Below are 19,736 nucleotides of genomic sequence, written 5' to 3'. Positions count from 1 at the left end.
AGGTTTATTGATCTAACTGTTTTACCAATCTAAAATAACTATGTACAATATTCGGGTCTGGCCAAATTAGGTCTTGATTATCTCCTTTGCCTTCATAGTTAAACTGAGATAACACATATTTCATGCTCTCTAACCTAGCTTTTTTCTTATCATTTGATTTAACGATAACCCAAGGACTAAAAGGCATATGAGTTCTGGCAAACATGGCATTTTTATAAAAGGTAAAGTCATCCCAAAGCTCTTGTCCTTTTTGATCTACCGGGCTAAATTTCCACTTTTTTAATGGTTTAGATAGTCTTTTATCAAAACGTCTCTGTTGTTCTTCTTTAGAAACCGAGAACCAAAACTTTATAATTTTTGTTCCTGCCTCATAGAGCATATGCTCAAAAGCGGGAACTTGCACCATAAATCTTTCGTATTGATCTTCATCACAAAATCCCATCACAGGTTCCACCACTGCTCTATTATACCAGCTTCTATCGAAGAACACAATCTCACTCGCATTGGGCAATTCTTTGATATAACGATTAAAATACCATTGCTGACGCTCGATTTCAGTTGGTTTGTTCAGCGCAACTATGCGCATTGCTCTTGGGTTCAAATGTTCTGCAAAACGACGAATCGTCCCTCCTTTTCCAGAGGCATCCCTACCCTCGAATAAGATAGCTACCTTCTTGCCCGAAGTTTGAATATGTCGTTGTAAATCAACTAATTCACCTTGTAAACGCAATAGTTCTTGCTCATACTCATAATTTCTAAGAACCTTTTGATATAAAGGTTCCTCCTCAGCTCTATCCTTTAGATAAGCCAACAACTTATCACGAGTTTTTAGCTGTTGTAGTAGTTCTAGATTAATCATAAGCTTGGGACATTGGGATAATTAAAGTTATTAAAATTATTGCAAATTTCATTTATAATTCTGCATTAATCAATAGGCTTTATGAATTTGTTTCAAATTTAAAAATCTACTTTAATCACAAATACTTAAACAAAAAAAATGCTTGAAGAGATTAATCTTCAAGCATTTGATTTAATATTATTTAATAGTAGAAATTAATCTTTTAAAATATTTCTAGCAATTACTAATTTTTGAATTTCAGAAGTTCCTTCTCCAATAGTACATAGCTTAGAATCTCTGTAGTATTTTTCTGCAGGGAAATCTTTGATATAACCATATCCACCGAAAATCTGAACAGCATCTGTAGAAACTTCAACACAAGATTCAGAAGCAAATAATTTAGCCATAGCACCTTCTGTTGTCATTTTCTTACCTTCTGCTTTTAATTCAGCACAACGTAAAGTCATCAACTCAGATGCTTGAATTTTTGTTGCCATTTCTGCTAACTTAAAGTTAATTGCTTGGAAATCTGCAATTGGTTTTCCAAATTGAACTCTTTCTTTAGCATATTTTTTAGCTGCTTTATAAGCACCTTTAGCAATACCAATTGATAAGGCTGCAATAGAAATTCTACCTCCATCTAACACCGATAAAGCTTGCTTAAATCCATCTCCAACTTCACCTAATCTGTGAGAATCTGGAACTCTAACTTCGTCCATAATCAACTCAGCAGTTTCAGATGCACGCATTCCTAATTTGTTTTCTTTCTTACCAGAAGAAAAACCTTTCATTCCTTTTTCTAAAACGAAAGCTGTTGCATTACTGCTAGCTCCTTTCTCTCCAGTCCTTGTCATTACAACAGCAATATCTCCAGAGATAGCATGTGTAATAAAGTTTTTAGCACCAGAAATAATCCATTCATCTCCGTCTCTTACAGCGGTAGTATTCATACCTCCGGCATCAGATCCAGTGTTGTGCTCCGTCAATCCCCAAGCTCCAATTACTTTTCCGCTAGCCAATTGAGGTAACCATTTTTTCTTTTGTTCTTCATTTCCGAACAATAAAATATGATTGGTACATAGCGAGTTATGTGCCGCTACTGATAATCCGATAGAAGGATCTACTTGAGAAATTTCATCAACGATTCTGATGTATTCAAAATAACTAAGACCTGCACCACCATATTCTTCAGGAACAATAATTCCCATTAATCCCATCTCGCCTAATGAATGAAACAAATCTTTTGGAAAATGTTGAGCTTCATCCCATTCCATCACATTGGGTCTAATATGCTGTTCTGCAAATGTTCGAACTGCGTCAATAATAATTTCTTGAGATTCTGTAGGTGTATACATATTTTAGTTATTTTTAAGTTTTTCAAATATAGTTAAATTCGTAATAATTTTAATAGCAATTTATCTAATTGTATAATTTACCATCTATGAGCAATAAAATACTTTTCGCAACACATAATAGAAATAAAGCAAAAGAAGTAAACCAAATACTTTCTAATTTTGAAATCATAACATTGGAAGATATTGATTTTCATGATGAAATTATTGAAGATGGTAAAAGTTTCAAAGAAAACGCTAAGATTAAAGTTGATGCCATTAGAGAAAAATATGAGGGAAGCATTTTCGCCGATGATTCTGGATTGGTAATTCCCGCCCTAAACAATGAACCTGGTATTTATTCGTCGCGCTATGCCGGGACGGGAAAATCAGAAGATAACATCGCCAAAGTTTTAAAAGAATTAAAGGATAAAGAAGATAGATACGCTTATTTTGTCGCCGTCATCTGCTTATATCATCAGGGTGAATATCATTTCTTTGAAGGAAAGGTTGAAGGTGAGATTCTACATCAAGTAGAAGGCGATGGAGGATTTGGTTATGACCCTATTTTTAAGCCTAAAGAATTCAAAAAATCCTTTGCCGAAATCTCTCCGGAAGAGAAAAATAGCATTTCTCATAGAGGAAGGGCAATAAAAGCTATGAAATCCTCTATATTTGAACAAAATTAAATATTAAATTTTTAGTTAATTTTAACGTTTAGTAACTTCGCAAAAAACATGTTATGAAAAAAGTTAGTTTGGTATTGGCTGTATTAGCATTAACTAGTTGTAAATTCGATCAAAACGGGAACAAAAACATTATTCCTATTGGCGAAATTAGACCAACTCAACAAACAGTTTCTACTACTGCTGCACCACAAGTAGATGAAACAAACACTGAAGCAACAGCTACAGCAGCAACAGAAGAAACAGAAGTTTCGACTGAAAAAGTTGACGCTGCTGGTAACTACATATATGATGTAGGAGAAATGTTGGAAATAGAACTTCCAAATGGTGAGAAAATGAAAATTGGAGCCAACTCAACTGAAAATCAATTGTTTTCTATGTTAAACAATAGTGATTTTGTTGTTAGTGCAGATAAAACACAAGGTTGGATTACTTTAGATAGAGTTTATTTCACAACGGGTAGCGATGAATTAACAGCTACTTCACAAAAACAATTAGATAATATTGTTGCGCTTTTAAAAGCTTTCCCTGGAACGGAAGTTAAGTTAGGTGGGTACACTGATAATACAGGAAGTCAGCAAATCAACCAACCATTATCAGAAGGTAGAGCGAAATCTGTGATGAACAAAATCGGCAATGCTGGGGTTGACGTTGCAAGATTAGCGGCAGAAGGATATGGTTCTGAACACCCACTTTGTCCTGCAAATGACTCAGATGTTTGTAAAGCTAAAAACAGAAGAGTTGATATTCGAATCACGAAGAAATAATTATAACTTATAAAAATGAAAAAATTACTTTTACTTTTAAGCGTTTGTGCTTTCATGAGCTGTAAAAACGAAAACCAAAATGTAAGTACAGATACAACTACCGAGAATAATGCTCAAGTTGAATCTAGTTTTACAGAAGGTGATTTCGACGGCGAGGAAATGTTGGCATTTAACCCTGAAAAAACAGATTTAAAATGGACTGCTTATAAAACTCCTGAAAAGGTTGCAGTACATGGATCTTTTGATAATATCGAAGTTAAAGACACCAAAGAGTCTAATATTCCAGAAGAAATTTTAGAAGGTGCTTCATTCGATATTACAACTTCTTCTATGACAACAGGAGATGTTTCCCGTGATGCGAAAATCTTAAGCTTGTTCTTTAACAATATGGATGGCGCGAATATCATCGGGTCTTTTGGTCAATTCAATAATGGTGTTGTACCTGTGAAAATTGTTATGAATGGTGTTAAAGTTGAAAAGAACTTCCAATACACTTTTGAAAACAAGAAAATCATTATTACAGGTGTAATCGATGTTATCGAAGACTTCAAAGCGAATAGAGGATTTGATTTATTACACGAAGCTTGTGCTGAGTTACATTTAAACAAAACTTGGACAGATGTATCAATCGAGATCATTTCTGATTTAGAAAAGCCAAAAGCTTAATAACAAAATTCATTAGAATTAAAAGCCGTTGTGGGATTTCCATAACGGCTTTTTTGATGATCTTAATTTTTAAATTGTAACAAAATCAATATTTCACCTACCTATAAGGTGAATATTCTTAGAAAATCCTTCCATGAAAAAATATCTTTTGGCTGTAGCAGGAATTTGTGTTGGCTTTTTAAGCGCACAAGAAATAAAAGAGTGGACACTCCAAGAAATGGTGGATTATGCTGCCGAGAATAATCTTACTTTAGAAAATGCTAGGATTAATAATAAATTAGTCGAGAATAATATTCTTGCCGCCAAGCGACAAAGACTGCCTTCTGTGAACGCCAATTTTGATAATAATTTAATTGTCGGTGTGACAGGTGTACCAATTACTAACTCCAATCAGCAAATTACTGGCACAACGAATGGTTACCAACTATTTCAAAATTCATGGGGAGTAGGTGCTCAAATGACTTTGTACAATCGTGGTAAATATAGATTGAACGAGGAAAAAGCGAACATTGATTTATCGGTGGCTAATCAAGACTTATTAGCAACCCTAAATGATATTTCATTGAATATTGTCAATCAATATTTGAACGTTCTCTTAAATAGAGAATTGGTTGCCACAGCCCAAGAGCAAGTTAAAATCTCTGAAGAGCAACTAAGAAGAAATCGAGTCTTGTATGATGGCGGAGCAATTCCGTTGAGTCAGGTATACGAATCTGAATCAGTGGTTGCGCAGGATAAACAACAATTGGCAACATCAAAAATCAACGTAGATGAAGCTAAGTTTAATTTAGCTCAATTGCTACAATTACCCGATTATCGTGAGTTTGATGTGGTTTTGGTGGATGTTCCTGAGGAGTTAACTCCAGCTCTTTTAGACATGGAAGAAATTACAGCTTATGCATTCGAACACCAACCTAAAATTAAAGGTGCTGAACTGAATGTGGAAAGCGCAAAACTTGATATCGATTTGGCTAAAACAGATTATTGGCCGACAGTTAATGCTAATTATAGCGTTGGAACTAACTACAGAACCTATTTAAATGGAGGAATCGAATCCGATGGATTATTTGAACAATGGTGGGATAATCACTCGCACTCGATAGGGTTAGGTGTTAATATTCCAATTTTTAATAAAAATCTTACAGATTTAAATGTTGAAAATGCCGAAATTCGCGTTCAAGCAGCTGAGAGTAATATCAAATTAAGAAAGCAATCTTTAAAATCTGAAATACAATCAGCTTATTTTATGGTTAATTCATCATACGAACAATTTAAAGCATCTCAAGAGGCCGTTCGTTCTGCTGAATTATCTTTTGAGTTTGCAGAAAAGAGTTTCAACGCAGGTAAAATCACAATTTATGATTTCAATAAAGCCTCCACTACTCTATTCACAGCGAAATCAAACATGTTACAATCTAAATATAATTATATCTTTAGGTTGAAAGTATTAGACTTTTATGCAGGGAAACCTTTAACATTCGAAAATGGCATTAATCCTTAATTTAGAAACTTCTACAAAAAATTGTTCTGTATCCATTTCCCAAAACGGGGAACAAATTGTGTTATGTGAATTAACAACCGATGGATATCAACATGCAGAACGTTTGCATCAATTCATTCAGTGGGCTATAGAAGGCTGTGACTACACTTTAAATGATCTAGACGGCGTAGCTGTGGGAAAAGGCCCAGGAAGCTATACAGGGCTTCGCATTGGCGTTTCTGCTGCTAAGGGAATTTGCTTTGCATTAGGCATTCCTTTATTAAGTATGAATTCGCTGGATATTTTGGCGCATTGTGAAAAGAAAGAAGATTTTGATCTTATCATTCCCATGACAGATGCGCGAAGAAAAGAAGTTTACACCAAAACTTTTGACACCAATTTGAATGAAATAACTCCAACAGAAGCTAAGGTTTTAGATGAAAATAGCTTTCAGGAGTATGCTGATAAAAAAGTATTGTTTGTGGGTGATGGAGCCGAAAAAGCTCAGGAAATATTAAGCCTACCAAAGGCTAAATTTTATACGGAAGTTTTACCATCAGCTAAAATGATGGGGGCTGCTATGGAACAGAAATTTCAACAAAAACAATTTGAAGATGTTGCCTACTTCGAACCTTTTTATTTAAAAGACTTCGTAGCAGGCAAGTAATCCTCATTTAATTTTAAGCATTTTGAAGTTTCATACCTTCTTGCTCATCTATCATTTGTAAACCTTCGCTTACTAAATGAAAGACTTCAATTTTATTTTCAAGACCGAGTAAGTAAGATTTTAACTCGTCTTTTAGCGCATCGTCTTTAGAGATTTCATAAATTTCTAAAGGCAACAACCACTCTAAGTCGAAATCACTTTGAATCGTAGACCAGATTTCTTTTAATCGATCTTCCTTAACTGCTTTATTAGTTCTCATATCGCGCACTTCTTGATATAAAACATGAAGTTTTTCTAATTCAGGCGTGATTATACGTTCGTGAGATTTCTCTGTTGGAACATGCGTAATTTGATCAAATGAAGTCGGGTCGGCTGGTCCGGCATAAGCAGAAACAATCTTGCTACCTACTGCCATATCATAAATTCCCCATTCTGGTTTGAATAAATAGGTATCGCCATGTTTTACAGTACAATTCTTAAAGGAAATTATAAGAATATCACCAAAGCGATTTCTAGTTCCCGTAATTACCTCACCTTCTACTTCAATTCCACCTTCGAATTCTAGTTTTGTAACTTGACCTTCGCGGATATTATACGCCTCTAGATCATATGGCGACATATTTTCAATGGCTAAGTTTACGTTTTTCAAGCGACCGATAGGCGAACCAAAACCTTCGCTATGATACTTAACCCCATGCCCGATTAATTCTTTATCTCTATAGCTAAGAGCTGTTTGACCAGTGGTTTTAATATAAATTGGGTTGTTATATTCATCAGTAATTAATTCAGAGAAATTACCCGAAACTTGGATTCCTGTGTTATACTCAATAGTTGCTAATCCTTTAGATTCAACAACTTTTTTGATTCCATAAGTTCCACCTCTTCTTAAAGCCATTTGGTTGGCAAATTGCTCCAACACAAAATTAAGATGTGCAAAATCTGGCGTTACATATAATTGTGGTTGTGGTTGCGTAATATCAAATTCAACATCTGCTGCCGCCAGGGTGTAAGGAAGTTTAGTCACTTCAGGTTCCATACAAGATTTACTTTCTCCAATTGACGAAAGTAGTCCAGCACCATAGATTTTAGGATTTTCTAAAGTTCCGATTAAACCATACTCTACCGTCCACCAATGTAGGTTTCTGATACGAGACATTTCACTTGGCGCTCCAAGATTATTTTGTAAATATTCAACCTGCTCCTGAGCTTCATTAATGCTTTTTTGACTTGAATCTGGATTTTCTTTAACAATGGATAAGTGACGAATAGCCTCGTACATTTCATAATCCTTTGCAGATGAAATAGCTTTACTTCCTATTTCACCAAATCTACGTAGGTATTCCGCATACTCAGGATTGGCAATAATGGGTGCATGACCCGCTGCTTCGTGAATTATGTCTGGCGCAGGTGTGTATTCAATGTTTTTAAGCTGTCGAATGTCTTCTGCAATCACCAAAACATTGTAAGCCTGGAACTCCATAAAGGCGGTTGGCGGAATAAATCCATCTACAGCTACAGCTGCCCATCCGATTTCTTTTAGAATTCGGTTCATTCCATACATATTAGGAATTTCTTCTATGGAAATTCCTGTTTTTCTTAAACCTTCTAGGTAAGATTCATGTGCAACACGCGAAAGATAATCAACATTTTTACGCATTACATAACGCCACGTAGCCTGATTAATTGGCGTATAAGCGTCATAATCTTGGTCGTTGATAAATTGCTTTAAATGTTCTGGAAGTTTTGCTAAAACCTCATTTTCCTGATAACCCATTATAATCTAATTTGATTCTGTTAAGATACAATATTTTACAGAAAATCTAAATTAATTAGAATTAGATGAGTTAAAATTTTATTAAAGCCACAAAGTGAATGCAGGCTAATTTAAAATGAGATACTTAATAAGAATAGATATTCTATTTAAAGAATTTCCATTTAGGGATGATTTCAAAAAAGCCATAACCCGTGAATACAAATAAGGTAAACAATGGAGCTAAGGTTCTAAATAAATCAAATTCTGGATTGATAATGATAATAATGAAAAGCCCAGCTACCGTAAGATATACACCTAGCTTTCTGAATTGCCAAGTCAAGATTAAACCGATTAAAGACACAATCGATAAACCAATTGTTGCAAGATTATACCACAAAGGCTCTTTTCCCAAAGTTGGATCTACCAGCACATCGTTGAAGGAAATCAAACTATAGACTCTACTTCCGATAATGGAAAGTACCATTAGTATTACCAGCGTAATAATTACTTTAAAACCAAATGATCTTTCGTTAGTTTCGTTTGGGAAATAATCTTGTTCTCTTTTCATTTTAATTATGGGTCAAATCCAATGAGGTAATTTTATTATACCTCTTTTATTATGATTCTGAAAGAAACTTAAAATTTATTGAACCAAAAAATCAAATAGCACCACGTTTTAGACGAGTGCTACTTGAAAATATGGTTTTAAATTATAATGTTCTAAATTCACTGTCTATTATCTAGACAAAGATATTAGGTAAAAATCGAATTTAAAAGACGAGTTTTATCATTGATTTCTTCTTCTAACGAAATCATAGATTCTGTGCGTAATACATCTTCGATTTCATCTATCTTGTAGATAACATCTTTTGCGTCTCTCGTATCTTTTGCTCTAATTTTGCAATAGATATTGTATTTTCCTGAAATCACACTCGCTACAGTAACATTTGGAATAGCTTTTAACTTTTCCATTACGGCAGAAGTCTTGTTTGATTTAGTTAATAAAATACCAACATACGCGATAAAGTCGTATCCCATTCTAGAATAATCAACGATAAGAGTGGTTCCTTTAATGATACCTGCCTCTTCCATTTTCTTTACTCGAACGTGAATTGTCCCCGCAGAAACATTCATTTTTTTTGCGATTTCCGTAAAAGGTGTACGCGTGTTCTCTATTAAGAAATGTAAAATTTGCTTATCAACATCATCAATTTGATACTCTGCTTTCATATTATTGTTGTTTAAATTATAGGTTGCACAAAATTACATAAAAAATCTTATCTATTTTATATTTCTGCATGACTTTTATTATATTTTATTTTTTTCATTTAAATTAAATAAATACTAATAAAATCATAATTTCCTTGAAAACAGGCTTATTTACCGAATTCGATAAGGGACATCTCCTTTTCTGTGCGAATTGTATCTTTTGGAAAATCAACTTTTAACGAATCCTGAGTAGGCTTTTCTTCGGCTGGTTTATCCGATTTTCTAAATTTAGATTTTTCTACTTCAGACTTCTCATCTTCCTTATTTCTATTCAATAATTCTCTAAAAGAATTAAAAGATCTTCTATACACAACCCCAGCTCCATAACTTTGGGCAAATGTTGAATTCACATTAAAGTTCTCAATTCCTAAAGTTGACGGACGAGAGAAAGCACGTAATACTAGACCTCCATCCGCTTTCTTAGAGATATCATAATCTAGCTCTACTTGCATGGTTACAGGTTCGTTATATTCTGTACCTAAAGGTGTACCTACGGCACCATTAATCTTAAATCTCTCATTTAAAGCCCAATTATATTGCGTCTGAATTCTGTCTGACTGTGAATTTCTATTGGTAGCTTGTAAATAAGTTGGATTTAACTCAAAACCTGGAATGATACTCGAGAATAAATTCCCGACTTGTTTTCCTAATAACTCAAAAGCCGACGCCGTTGCAGCACCAGTGGCATTTCCGGCAGCTAATAATTCTTCTGTACCAAATCTACCTAACACCAATAAGAAACTCGCTTGTTTCATTCTTTCGTCGGTATTGTTAGATAATTTGTTTTGTAATGCCGATTTAATTTGGCTACTCGCGTCTGGAGTTTCTACCAAGAATTCAATATTGGTATTTTCTAAATTTCCTGAAATAGCAATAACTAAATCCACAATGGTTGCCTGCGTTGTACTTAAACCTAAATACTCACCAATATTATTAACATAACGACTATACTTCGCTCTTAAGTCCATGGTGGCGTTAAATGGATCACCATCAAATCGAATATATCCACCTTTTTCAAGTTCGAAGTCTTTATCAATTACAAGGGCTTCTCGATAACTGTATATTCCATCCGAAATAACATATTCACCATCGATATTTAAGTTACCTGCACGATTCATTTGAATCTTGAAGTTGGAGGCTTTACCACGCGCTTGAATTTTATCATCAGATTGGGCATCAAGCACCAAATTTACTGTAGTTCCTTCATCAACATTGGCATCTAAGTCAATAGAGAATCCAGAAATTTCTTGGTTCACTTCCTCTGGTTCTACCATGTTTCCTTGCTCATCATACGAGTAGAACTGTATAAATCTATTGGAATCTACTGTAGCAGTAGCGCCTGTGTTAAGGTTAATCGTAGATCCTTTTAATACATCTACATCATAACCCGAAAGCTCCATATCAGATGCAGGTCCATACATGCTGAAGTTTCCTCCAGCAAAAACACGTCCATAGAATAGTTCATTATCTGCCACAGTGGTGTTCATCACCAATAGTCTATCAGCTTCAAAATCCAAGTCCATAAACCAATTAGAGAGATCACTGAAAATTAATAATCCATCCACCATTCCTTTGGTCTGAGAGTTTTTCTCCACGAATTCAACATCCGGCAAGGTTAAATATCCACTGGTTCCAGGTTCTTTTTGTAAAATGAAGTCATTTTCTCCTACCATATTATAGGTAGTTCCAAGATAAACCACTTTAAAGCCAATATCATTTGCTGTAATAAACCCAGCTAAACTTGGATCGGTTGCATTTCCTTTTAGACTTACATCTCCCGAAAGCGTACCTTTCCAATCACTCAATACCTCATCTAAGAAGACACTTAGTATGTTAATATTAAAGTCATCTAAATCGGCGATTAAATCCAATTGAGGTGAATCACCTTTATTGTCAATTTCACCTGTTAAATAAAGTGTATTGACATTGTCCTTATCTAAACTTCCTTCTATATTAAAGATTTGTTGCTCTATATCATAGCTAGCATTGGTCACAAAATTTCCGATTTGATAACCATTCATAGAGATAGAATCAATTTTTAAATCAGCAACTGGTTTTAATTCATTTTTAGTTTTAATGATATCAACATTTCCATTAGCAATTCCTTCTATAGAAAAATCACCCAAAAGACTCGGCGGAATTACTTTAGATAAGAGAACATTTTCTAAATCAACATCAACCTTAAAGTCATTTCTGCTGATATAATCTCCATTAATTCTTAGAAATTGTTCATCTGATTGGAACAGGATTTCCTTGATTGAGAATCTATTTTTATCAAAGTCTAAAATCGCATAGTTAGAATCCTTGTCATTTTCAGGATTAATATGCCATTCTTTATTATCTACACTAATAGTTGATGGAGAAAAACCTGTTTTAAGTTCGGTTCCTTCGTTAAATGTTTGATAAAAATTTAAATCAAATTCCCCTTCTCTTTGCTCTCCACCCCAAAAATGAGCATTAGCAACAATGGTGTCATTTTGTCTATGACCATTGACTTTAAAATCTTGAATTAAATAATTCTGAATCAGAAGACTTTTAACATCTAAATTAAATGCTCTATCGTCTAAAGTAGTCACAAATAAGTTTACAGAATCAGCCTTGTAGTCTGCATATTGAATAAAGGGCGAAACCATATGAATTTCAAATAAGTCTGCATCATTATCCGCACTACCCGTTATATTCGTGTCTGGCTGAACATATAAATCAGGAACAAAATAGGAAACTATATTATCCTGAACATTGATATTAAAATTAAAGGACTGATTAGGTGTAGTTTTCTTTTTTTCATAATTCACCAAGAATTGTCCGATTCCATTTTGGAAGACATTTGGCAACTCATCTAATAAGAATTCTCCGCTTAAATCTGCGTACACATAATTAGGAACATCTATAATCACATTTCGCTGATTGTCAATCAACTTAGATATATGAAAATCAGCTAACGGTACATCTAATTGTAGGGTATCCGTATTAAAAATTAAATCTGTAATATGAAGATCACCATTAAGGTCATTTAATTCAGAAAAACTAGCAATTCCATCAATCTTACCTTTTAGCCACGTATTCTTGGTATCTGTAGCACCAAAGTGAGTTAAATTGAAATAATCTACATTCGACTTAAAGTCAACTTTTAAATGTTTGGTAGAAAAATCAAAAATACCATCATAATTTAATTTAGCATTAGGGTCATTAATCGCTAAAATACCATCGAATTTTTCGTGGTTTAAAATCCCATCCACTGAAATGTTTTGGTAGCGATCCCCGGCAATATCTAGATAATTTAATTTTCCCTTAGCATTAATCCTTAAAGTTTCTAAATCAAATCCCTTTCCATCAAATCGTAAATCTCCTGCTACTTTACCTAACTCCTCCGTATCGGTTAGCTTTTTAAGATCAAAGCCTGGAGTATTTACATTACCATTATAGCTAGGTTGGTTGCCTGCATAATCATACATGTTTAATTTTAACTTCGCATTTCCTAAAGCTGAAGTTAAACTACCGTTGGCATATAAATCCTTTTCATCAATTTGAAGAGCTCCTTTATAATTCAACACCCCAAAGCGAGCTATAAAATCAGTTATACTTTTGGCTAAATCATCCGGCAGAATACGTTTTAAATCCGCATAAGATGTATTTGCCTCTATATAATTGGTATTGATAGCATAACTCCCATTCATTAATTCTCCAACCGAAATGTTGGTAGTTTTAATTTTAGTTATACCATTAGAAAGTGTCAGATTTTGAGCGTTTAAATCATTTAAAGGCCCACGTAGATTTCCTGATAATTCAATCACCTCATCTTTGGTCCAATCGGGCATAAAATAACGTAAGTCTTTATAGCCTACTTTACTTTCATCATCTAATTGAATTTCCCAAAGCACCTTATTTCCAAAATCATCAAACTGCTCTATCGAATCATATTTCAGGTGAATATATCCATCCAAATGAGAAGATTGAGTTTTAAAATCTAAATCATCTAAATAAATCCCACGATCATCCATCCTAAAGATAGAGCTTAAGTTTTCAACTTTGAAATCTTCACCATTCTTTTTGGCATCCATAGAAAACTGCTCAATATTAGCACTATAAGTAGAACCAATAACATTCACATCCGAAATAACAGTATTAAAGTTCTCGGAATCTAGCCATACTTGCTCTTTAGGATCTAGATTATAATTAATAATTGAAAGTTTGGAATCAATTATTTTAATATCTCCTCTAATTTTAAACTCAGAATCATCCTCTGAATCCTCAACCACAAACTTGTCAATAAAGCGTATAAAGTTAGAAATACTGTCACCTTCGTAAGTCAAGACTTGAATATGTGCATTTTCTAAATCAAGCTTTTTCACTCTAATATCGTTGGAGTTTCTATATATACGCCACAAACTGATATCTGCTGTAAGTTTTGGGATTTTTATAAACTCTAAATCTTTATGATCTTTTGCTTTTACATCATATAAATTAATGTCTCCCCAAAAATCAATATCTACCCCTCCAACCTCAATCGAAGTACCGAATTGTTCATTGAGAGATGTTAAAACCCTTTCGGTGATATAACTTTGAACACTAGGTGTCTGTATCGCAATAAAAATCCCTGCAAATAGTATAACTATCAACAGAATTAAGATATAAAATATGCGTAATATCGTTTTCAAAAAGTGATATGGTCTTTTAGTTTAATATTCTTTTTACTTTTGCATCTAATGAAATCACCGATCATACTTGGAATCGAATCCTCCTGCGACGACACATCAGCTGCTGTAATACAGGGTTCTACTATATTGTCTAATGTTATAGCGAGTCAAAAAGTACACCAAAAATATGGTGGTGTTGTACCCGAACTGGCTTCGCGTGCGCATCAGCAAAATATTGTACCTGTCATTCAAACAGCTATTTCGGAGGCTAAAATACGACAAAAAGACTTGGATGCAATAGCATATACCATTGGCCCTGGATTATTAGGATCTCTTTTGGTAGGAAGTAGTTTTGCAAAGTCTTTAGCCATTGCTTTAGATGTACCTTTAATTGAGGTAAATCATATGCAGGCACACATTTTTGCACATTTTATTCAAGATGCAAATGACGAAGCTCCTGAGTTTCCTTTTTTGTGTTTAACCGTTAGTGGTGGACATACCCAGGTGGTTTTATTAAAAAGCTATACCGACCTAGAGGTTATTGGAGAAACAAGAGATGATGCAGCTGGAGAAGCTTTTGATAAAATCGGTAAAATCATGGGGCTTAAATATCCTGCCGGCCCCGAAATTGATCGTTTAGCTAAGGAAGGAAATCCAAATGCCTTTAAATTCACAAAACCCAAAGTAGATGGCTATGATTTTAGCTTTAGTGGTTTAAAGACAGGAGTGATGAACTTTTTAAACCAACAGCAGCAAAAGAATCCTAATTTTATTCAAGAAAACTTAAATGATTTATGCGCCTCTGTGCAGCATACTATTACAGATATGTGTTTAGAAAAACTCTATCTAGCGGCAGAAGATTTAGGAATTAAAAGTCTGGCACTAGCTGGTGGAGTTTCTGCCAATTCTGAGTTAAGACTTAAACTAAATCTAAAGACTGAAGAAGGCTACAAAGTATTTATTCCTAAGTTCGAATATACAACCGACAATGCAGCCATGATTGCTATTGTAGGTAAGATTAAATATGAAAATGAGCAATTTGGAGAACTAACTTCCAAATCTCAAGCACGTTTTAAATTATAAGTATGATTTTATTTATCGGGCATATCGAAAACAACAAAGCTCTCCTATCTCCTACCGAATCTCATCATATGATTCGTGTGTTGAGGATGAAACAAGGCGACCAAGTTTATGTTACCAATGGCGCTGGTGATATGTATAAAGGTGAAATTGAATCTTTAGAAAATAAATCTGCCGTAATTGGAAATTTAGAATCTATTCCCAATGTCCAAAAACGTGATTACAAAATTGAAATGGCAGTTGCGCCAACAAAACAAATCGATCGCATTGAATTCTTTTTAGAAAAAGCGATTGAAATCGGCTTAGATGCCTACTACCCGATTGTTACTTTTAATTCTGAGCGTAGAAAAATAAATCACGAAAGATTGAACAAAATTGGAATCGCTGCCATGAAACAATCTTTGAAGGCAGAACAACCTAAAATTGATGACCTAGTTAGTTTTAAAAACTTCTTAAAAGAAAATAATGACACCCCTGGTCAAAAGTTCATTGCGCATTGTCATAAAGACATAGAACAAAAACCGATTAAGGATGTCATTACATTAAAAAGTTCTTACCAATTTTTGATTGGACCCGAAGGTGATTTCTCTAAAGAAGAAGTGCAAATGGCTGTAGAACATGGCTACACGCCAATTTCACTTGGCGATCAGCGTATGCGAACAGAAACAGCTGCTTTGAGTTGCGTTATGTTAGCACATTGGCTGCATCAATAAAATTATAGCATAATTACATCTTCTACTTGAGAAACCTCTTTATAATAGTGAATCACTTGATCTGAATCTAAAACGTAAACTACCACTGTAATACTGGTGTATTTTCCATTTTTAGATTCTTTCATTTGAAATTGAGGACGCGTATGATCAAAAACGCGTTGAATTTCAGCAATCTTTTTATTATCAGTAGGAATTATAAACTTGTAGGTATAATTAGATGGAAAGCTGGTCACATTATCCAGCTCTCTTTTTAAACTTGCGTAAAATTCTTCAGGTGATCTTTCAGAAGAATTTCCATTTGTATTTGTATTTTGATTTGACATATTCTAAATTTTCATTTTCTTTTACCAATTTAGTGCCAAGTTAAAGAACATAATAATGGCTTGGTAAAGGTATATACTGTATTTTTGTTTTAATGGCGACTCATCCACAAGAAATATTGAAGAAGTATTGGGGTTACGATAACTTTATCCCACCTCAAGATTTGATCATACAAAGCATATTAGATGGTCATGATACATTTGCGCTATTGCCTACTGGTGGGGGAAAGTCGATTACTTTTCAAGTTCCCATCTTACTTCAAGAAGGTCTATGCTTGGTCGTTTCTCCTTTGATTGCCTTAATGAAAGATCAAATTAAAAACTTAAAATCAAAGGGCATTAAAGCAGAATTAATCTCTTCTGAAATCACCAAATCTGACATTGAAATCATTTTAGATAACTGCCGTTTTGGCGGTGTTAAGTTATTATATGTTTCACCAGAGAGAATTCAGTCACAGAGATTTCAAGCTGTACTTAAAACATTAAAAATATCTTATGTGGCCATCGACGAGGCACATTGTATCTCGGAGTGGGGACATGATTTTAGACCGTCTTATTTAGCTTTAAAAACAATTAAGGAGCTACTGCCCGGTAAACCTATTCTTGCTCTTACAGCAACCGCAACGCCTTATATTGAGAATGAAATTATTCGTGAGCTAAACCTAGAAAACCCGAATACTTATCGCAGGTCTTTATATCGAGAAAATTTAGCTTATCGCATCCATGAATCTGAAGATAAATACCAAGATTTAATTTACTTACTAAATCAATTTCCAGGGGCTTCTATTGTGTTTTGTCGTACACGAAAGGACACTTATGAATTAGCTACCTTTCTTAAAAATGAAGGTTTTGATGCCGACTTTTATCACGCTCGTTTAACCACAGAAGATAAAAACCGAAAACAGCGTGAGTTTATAGAATCTTCTTCTAAGGTTTTAGTGAGCACCAATGCATTTGGAATGGGAATCGATAAGCCGAATGTGCGCAATGTGTTTCACCTTGATGCTCCAGATGGAATTGAATCCTATATTCAAGAAGTTGGACGTGGCGGTCGTGATGGTAAGAAGGCACAAGGTATACTTTTGGTGGGGAAAGAAGATAAAAAGAATGCTTTCAAAGCCTTTAGATCGGGCTTACCCAAAAAGAATGAATTCTTAGTTATCATTAATAAACTCTATAATTATTTTCAAGTTGCTAATCATGAGCTTGCACAAGGGCAAAAACCTTTTTCTGAAAGAAAGTTCATTGAACGATTTGATTTGCCTAAGCAAAAAACCAAGAAGATTTTGCAATTTTTGGTTCAGCAACAGATGATTGACATTAAAAGATCTCAACAACAGAGTTTAATAAAGATATTAATAAGAAATGTTGAGATTAAAGATGAAGAAAAGCCATCTGAGCGCATTTTAAGTTATTTAGCTCGAAATTACGGTGGTATATTTTTAGAACCTCTCGCTATCGATGAATATAAAATTGCACAACGATTAAAACTTTCGAGCGGCTTCGTTAAGAAGACCTTGAAACAGCTACATGAAGCTGATAAAATCTTCTATCGTGATGCGGCGATCGTTAAACTTTCTTTCTTGGAACCTAGAGATGATAATTTCATTAAAATAGGTTTGTATAAAAAGTTTGAAAATCTACAACGGTTGAAATGGCAAAGACTTCAAGCCATGTATTATTTCATAGAAGACGATGCCATATGTAAAAGTCAGTTGGTGCTTCGTTATTTTGGCGAGAAGAAAACACCGAAATGCGGCATTTGCAATGTTTGTTCACCCATTGCTTCCGATCGAAAGATAAGTGATTCAGAAATCCTTGACTATTTAAGTTCAGGAAATAAAACATCGGCACAGGTGTACGAAAGATTTGCTTATGTTGATAAAAACATATTATTAAACCAACTCCAAAATTTGTTGGACGAAGAAAAAATAAAATTTAAAATTCCAGATATTTATTCCATATGAAATCAAACTTACGCATACTGTTCATGGGTACTCCCGATTTTGCAGTACATATATTAGATACCATTGTCAAAAATGACTTAAACGTTGTAGGTGTTGTTACAGTTCCAGATAAACCAGCCGGACGCGGACAAAGAATTCACGAATCGGCCGTTGCTAAATATGCCAAAAAGCATGATTTAAACTTACTTCAGCCGCCTAAATTAAAAGCTAAATCATTTTTACAAACTATAGAAGATTTAAAAGTTGATATTGCTGTCGTGGTTGCCTTTAGAATGCTACCTAAAGAAGTTTGGAAACTACCTAGATTAGGAACTTTTAATCTACATGCTTCTTTGCTTCCTCAATACCGCGGTGCTGCTCCTATCAATTGGGCTATTATTAATGGTGAGACCGAATCGGGTGTTACAACTTTCTTGATTGACGAGAAAATTGATACTGGAAACATTTTATTACAAGAAAAAGTAGAGATTCTACCTACTGATAATGCAGGTAACTTACATGATAACCTAATGCATACAGGTGCTAACTTAGTAATTAAAACCATTGCAGGTTTGGGTGATGAGAGTTTGAAGGCTGTTCCACAAGAGGAATCTCCTAGCTTAAAACCTGCACCTAAAATCTTTAAAGAAGATTGCAGAATTGATTGGACGAAATCTATAGAAGATATTCAAAATTTGATTCGAGGGATGAGCCCTTATCCAGCATCTTGGACAATGATTTCTAGTCAAGGAGATGAGAAAATGCTTAAAGTTTACCGTTCGAGTATTGAAAAAATAGAACACAATCGCGAAGCTAAATCTGTATTTAAGGAGCAGAATAAATTAGGAGTTGCACATAAAGAAGGAATTATTTGGTTGGAGGAAGTTCAATTAGAAGGAAAAAGACGAATGAAATCCTTAGATTTTATGAATGGCTATCCTTTAGATGAAACCTCCCAAGTAGTCGATGAATAGGCAAGTTGAACGAAATAATGCGTGATTCAGGCGGTTTTATTAACAAAATCGCCTATTTATCAACATTACAGGCGAAAAAAAGTGCCTATTTTCTTGTATATATTCTATGAAATACTATATTTGTCATACAATCAATAATTTAAACGAAAATATTTATTATTATGAACAAATCAGATTTAATCGATGCAATGGCAGCTGACGCTGGAATTACTAAAGTACAAGCTAAAGCAGCTTTAGATTCTTTCACGGATAATATCACTAAAACTTTAGCTAAAAAAGACGGTAGAGTTTCTTTAGTTGGATTCGGTTCTTTCTCAACTTCTAAAAGAAGTGCTCGTGAAGGTATCAACCCTCAGACGAAAGAGAAAATCAAAATCGCAGCTAAAACTGTTGCTAAATTTAAGCCAGGTTCTGAGCTTTCAAAAGCAGTTAACGGAGGTAAATAATATCTTTACAACCCAAAATTCAACCGAATCTATTGATTCGGTTTTTTTATGTCCATACATTAACTTTTTCCTTTCTTAAGAATCCGCACACATCAGCTACTCTTCTACTTTAAACTGATAATCAACCCACTAAACTCACTACCTTTATTTTATTACACAAAAA

17 protein-coding genes are annotated in these 19,736 nt (G+C 34.2%); 10 read left to right on the top strand and 7 right to left on the bottom strand.

The window, feature by feature from the left end; genetic code table 11:
- Nucleotides 1-4 precede the first annotated feature (4 nt).
- Nucleotides 5-859, bottom strand: a complete 855-nt coding sequence (gene ppk2 / locus NLM59_RS06690) for a polyphosphate kinase 2 (RefSeq protein ID WP_304416988.1) — start codon at nucleotides 857-859, stop codon at nucleotides 5-7.
- 194 nt (nucleotides 860-1,053) lie between these two features.
- Entirely contained in the window at nucleotides 1,054-2,193 is a 1,140-nt protein-coding gene (locus NLM59_RS06685) for an acyl-CoA dehydrogenase family protein (RefSeq protein WP_304416987.1), read from the bottom strand.
- An 86-nt stretch (nucleotides 2,194-2,279) separates the two neighbouring features.
- Between NLM59_RS06685 and rdgB the strand changes: the two genes are divergently transcribed.
- The 5 genes from rdgB (at nucleotide 2,280) to tsaB (ending at nucleotide 6,435) form a co-directional block, all read left to right on the top strand.
- Nucleotides 2,280-2,858, top strand: a complete 579-nt coding sequence (rdgB, locus tag NLM59_RS06680; RefSeq protein ID WP_304416986.1) for an RdgB/HAM1 family non-canonical purine NTP pyrophosphatase — start codon at nucleotides 2,280-2,282, stop codon at nucleotides 2,856-2,858.
- Between the two features lie 53 nt (nucleotides 2,859-2,911).
- A complete protein-coding gene (locus tag NLM59_RS06675; protein ID WP_304416985.1) occupies nucleotides 2,912-3,622 on the top strand; it encodes an OmpA family protein in 711 nt (236 codons plus the stop codon).
- A 15-nt stretch (nucleotides 3,623-3,637) separates the two neighbouring features.
- Nucleotides 3,638-4,288, top strand: a complete 651-nt coding sequence (locus tag NLM59_RS06670) for a YceI family protein (RefSeq protein ID WP_304416984.1) — start codon at nucleotides 3,638-3,640, stop codon at nucleotides 4,286-4,288.
- 133 nt (nucleotides 4,289-4,421) lie between these two features.
- Nucleotides 4,422-5,789: a TolC family protein gene (locus tag NLM59_RS06665; RefSeq protein WP_304416983.1), complete on the top strand. Its 1,368-nt coding sequence runs from the start codon at nucleotides 4,422-4,424 to the stop codon at nucleotides 5,787-5,789.
- A complete protein-coding gene (gene tsaB, locus NLM59_RS06660; protein WP_304416982.1) occupies nucleotides 5,773-6,435 on the top strand; it encodes a tRNA (adenosine(37)-N6)-threonylcarbamoyltransferase complex dimerization subunit type 1 TsaB in 663 nt (220 codons plus the stop codon). Before NLM59_RS06665 ends, tsaB begins: the two co-directional genes overlap by 17 nt.
- A gap of 13 nt (nucleotides 6,436-6,448) precedes the next feature.
- Here tsaB and NLM59_RS06655 read toward each other — a convergent pair whose 3' ends face one another.
- From NLM59_RS06655 to NLM59_RS06640, 4 genes are all read right to left on the bottom strand, one after another.
- Complete coding sequence (locus NLM59_RS06655; protein WP_304416981.1) at nucleotides 6,449-8,209, bottom strand: aromatic amino acid hydroxylase; 1,761 nt, start codon at nucleotides 8,207-8,209, stop codon at nucleotides 6,449-6,451.
- A gap of 142 nt (nucleotides 8,210-8,351) precedes the next feature.
- A complete protein-coding gene (locus NLM59_RS06650; RefSeq protein WP_304416980.1) occupies nucleotides 8,352-8,756 on the bottom strand; it encodes a hypothetical protein in 405 nt (134 codons plus the stop codon).
- A 185-nt stretch (nucleotides 8,757-8,941) separates the two neighbouring features.
- Nucleotides 8,942-9,418 (bottom strand): winged helix-turn-helix transcriptional regulator, encoded by a 477-nt coding sequence (locus NLM59_RS06645; RefSeq protein WP_304416979.1) that lies wholly within the window; start codon nucleotides 9,416-9,418, stop codon nucleotides 8,942-8,944.
- 146 nt (nucleotides 9,419-9,564) lie between these two features.
- The gene (locus tag NLM59_RS06640) at nucleotides 9,565-14,115 is read right to left on the bottom strand and encodes a translocation/assembly module TamB domain-containing protein (RefSeq protein WP_304416978.1); all 4,551 of its coding nucleotides are present in this window, start codon (nucleotides 14,113-14,115) and stop codon (nucleotides 9,565-9,567) included.
- 48 nt (nucleotides 14,116-14,163) lie between these two features.
- Here NLM59_RS06640 and tsaD point away from each other — a divergent pair, with 48 nt between their 5' ends.
- Nucleotides 14,164-15,177, top strand: coding sequence for a tRNA (adenosine(37)-N6)-threonylcarbamoyltransferase complex transferase subunit TsaD (tsaD, locus tag NLM59_RS06635; RefSeq protein ID WP_304416977.1), 1,014 nt, complete (start codon nucleotides 14,164-14,166; stop codon nucleotides 15,175-15,177).
- Between the two features lie 2 nt (nucleotides 15,178-15,179).
- Nucleotides 15,180-15,887, top strand: a complete 708-nt coding sequence (locus NLM59_RS06630) for an RsmE family RNA methyltransferase (protein WP_304416976.1) — start codon at nucleotides 15,180-15,182, stop codon at nucleotides 15,885-15,887.
- Between the two features lie 2 nt (nucleotides 15,888-15,889).
- Here NLM59_RS06630 and NLM59_RS06625 read toward each other — a convergent pair whose 3' ends face one another.
- Nucleotides 15,890-16,210, bottom strand: coding sequence for a DUF493 domain-containing protein (locus NLM59_RS06625; protein WP_304416975.1), 321 nt, complete (start codon nucleotides 16,208-16,210; stop codon nucleotides 15,890-15,892).
- A 92-nt stretch (nucleotides 16,211-16,302) separates the two neighbouring features.
- On the opposite strand from NLM59_RS06625, the gene NLM59_RS06620 reads away from it, so the two are divergent.
- The 3 genes from NLM59_RS06620 to NLM59_RS06610 all read left to right on the top strand — a co-directional run bounded on the left by NLM59_RS06620 (nucleotide 16,303) and on the right by NLM59_RS06610 (nucleotide 19,573).
- Nucleotides 16,303-18,174 (top strand): RecQ family ATP-dependent DNA helicase, encoded by a 1,872-nt coding sequence (locus NLM59_RS06620; protein WP_304416974.1) that lies wholly within the window; start codon nucleotides 16,303-16,305, stop codon nucleotides 18,172-18,174.
- Nucleotides 18,171-19,127, top strand: coding sequence for a methionyl-tRNA formyltransferase (fmt, locus tag NLM59_RS06615; RefSeq protein ID WP_304416973.1), 957 nt, complete (start codon nucleotides 18,171-18,173; stop codon nucleotides 19,125-19,127). The genes NLM59_RS06620 and fmt overlap by 4 nt, the downstream gene beginning before the upstream one ends.
- Nucleotides 19,128-19,288: 161 nt before the next feature.
- Nucleotides 19,289-19,573 (top strand): HU family DNA-binding protein, encoded by a 285-nt coding sequence (locus tag NLM59_RS06610; protein WP_304416972.1) that lies wholly within the window; start codon nucleotides 19,289-19,291, stop codon nucleotides 19,571-19,573.
- Nucleotides 19,574-19,736 lie beyond the last annotated feature (163 nt).

The sequence above is a fragment of the Profundicola chukchiensis genome, from assembly GCF_029664245.1.
GTDB classification, from domain to species: Bacteria; Bacteroidota; Bacteroidia; order Flavobacteriales; family Weeksellaceae; genus Profundicola; species Profundicola chukchiensis.
Note: the sequence above shows the minus strand (reverse complement) of the source record. Positions and strands in the feature narration are given on the sequence as shown.

Excerpts from the sequence above, each read along its gene's own strand:
- NLM59_RS06675 (WP_304416985.1), top strand. The coding sequence starts at position 2,912 with ATGAAAAAAGTTAGTTTGGTATTGGCTGTATTAGCATTAACTAGTTGT.
- NLM59_RS06625 (WP_304416975.1), bottom strand. The coding sequence starts at position 16,210 with ATGTCAAATCAAAATACAAATACAAATGGAAATTCTTCTGAAAGATCA.
- NLM59_RS06685 (WP_304416987.1), bottom strand. The coding sequence starts at position 2,193 with ATGTATACACCTACAGAATCTCAAGAAATTATTATTGACGCAGTTCGA.
- NLM59_RS06610 (WP_304416972.1), top strand. The coding sequence starts at position 19,289 with ATGAACAAATCAGATTTAATCGATGCAATGGCAGCTGACGCTGGAATT.
- NLM59_RS06655 (WP_304416981.1), bottom strand. The coding sequence starts at position 8,209 with ATGGGTTATCAGGAAAATGAGGTTTTAGCAAAACTTCCAGAACATTTA.
- NLM59_RS06650 (WP_304416980.1), bottom strand. The coding sequence starts at position 8,756 with ATGAAAAGAGAACAAGATTATTTCCCAAACGAAACTAACGAAAGATCA.
- NLM59_RS06645 (WP_304416979.1), bottom strand. The coding sequence starts at position 9,418 with ATGAAAGCAGAGTATCAAATTGATGATGTTGATAAGCAAATTTTACAT.
- ppk2 (WP_304416988.1), bottom strand. The coding sequence starts at position 859 with ATGATTAATCTAGAACTACTACAACAGCTAAAAACTCGTGATAAGTTG.
- NLM59_RS06630 (WP_304416976.1), top strand. The coding sequence starts at position 15,180 with ATGATTTTATTTATCGGGCATATCGAAAACAACAAAGCTCTCCTATCT.
- NLM59_RS06665 (WP_304416983.1), top strand. The coding sequence starts at position 4,422 with ATGAAAAAATATCTTTTGGCTGTAGCAGGAATTTGTGTTGGCTTTTTA.
- tsaD (WP_304416977.1), top strand. The coding sequence starts at position 14,164 with ATGAAATCACCGATCATACTTGGAATCGAATCCTCCTGCGACGACACA.
- rdgB (WP_304416986.1), top strand. The coding sequence starts at position 2,280 with ATGAGCAATAAAATACTTTTCGCAACACATAATAGAAATAAAGCAAAA.
- NLM59_RS06670 (WP_304416984.1), top strand. The coding sequence starts at position 3,638 with ATGAAAAAATTACTTTTACTTTTAAGCGTTTGTGCTTTCATGAGCTGT.
- tsaB (WP_304416982.1), top strand. The coding sequence starts at position 5,773 with ATGGCATTAATCCTTAATTTAGAAACTTCTACAAAAAATTGTTCTGTA.
- fmt (WP_304416973.1), top strand. The coding sequence starts at position 18,171 with ATGAAATCAAACTTACGCATACTGTTCATGGGTACTCCCGATTTTGCA.
- NLM59_RS06620 (WP_304416974.1), top strand. The coding sequence starts at position 16,303 with ATGGCGACTCATCCACAAGAAATATTGAAGAAGTATTGGGGTTACGAT.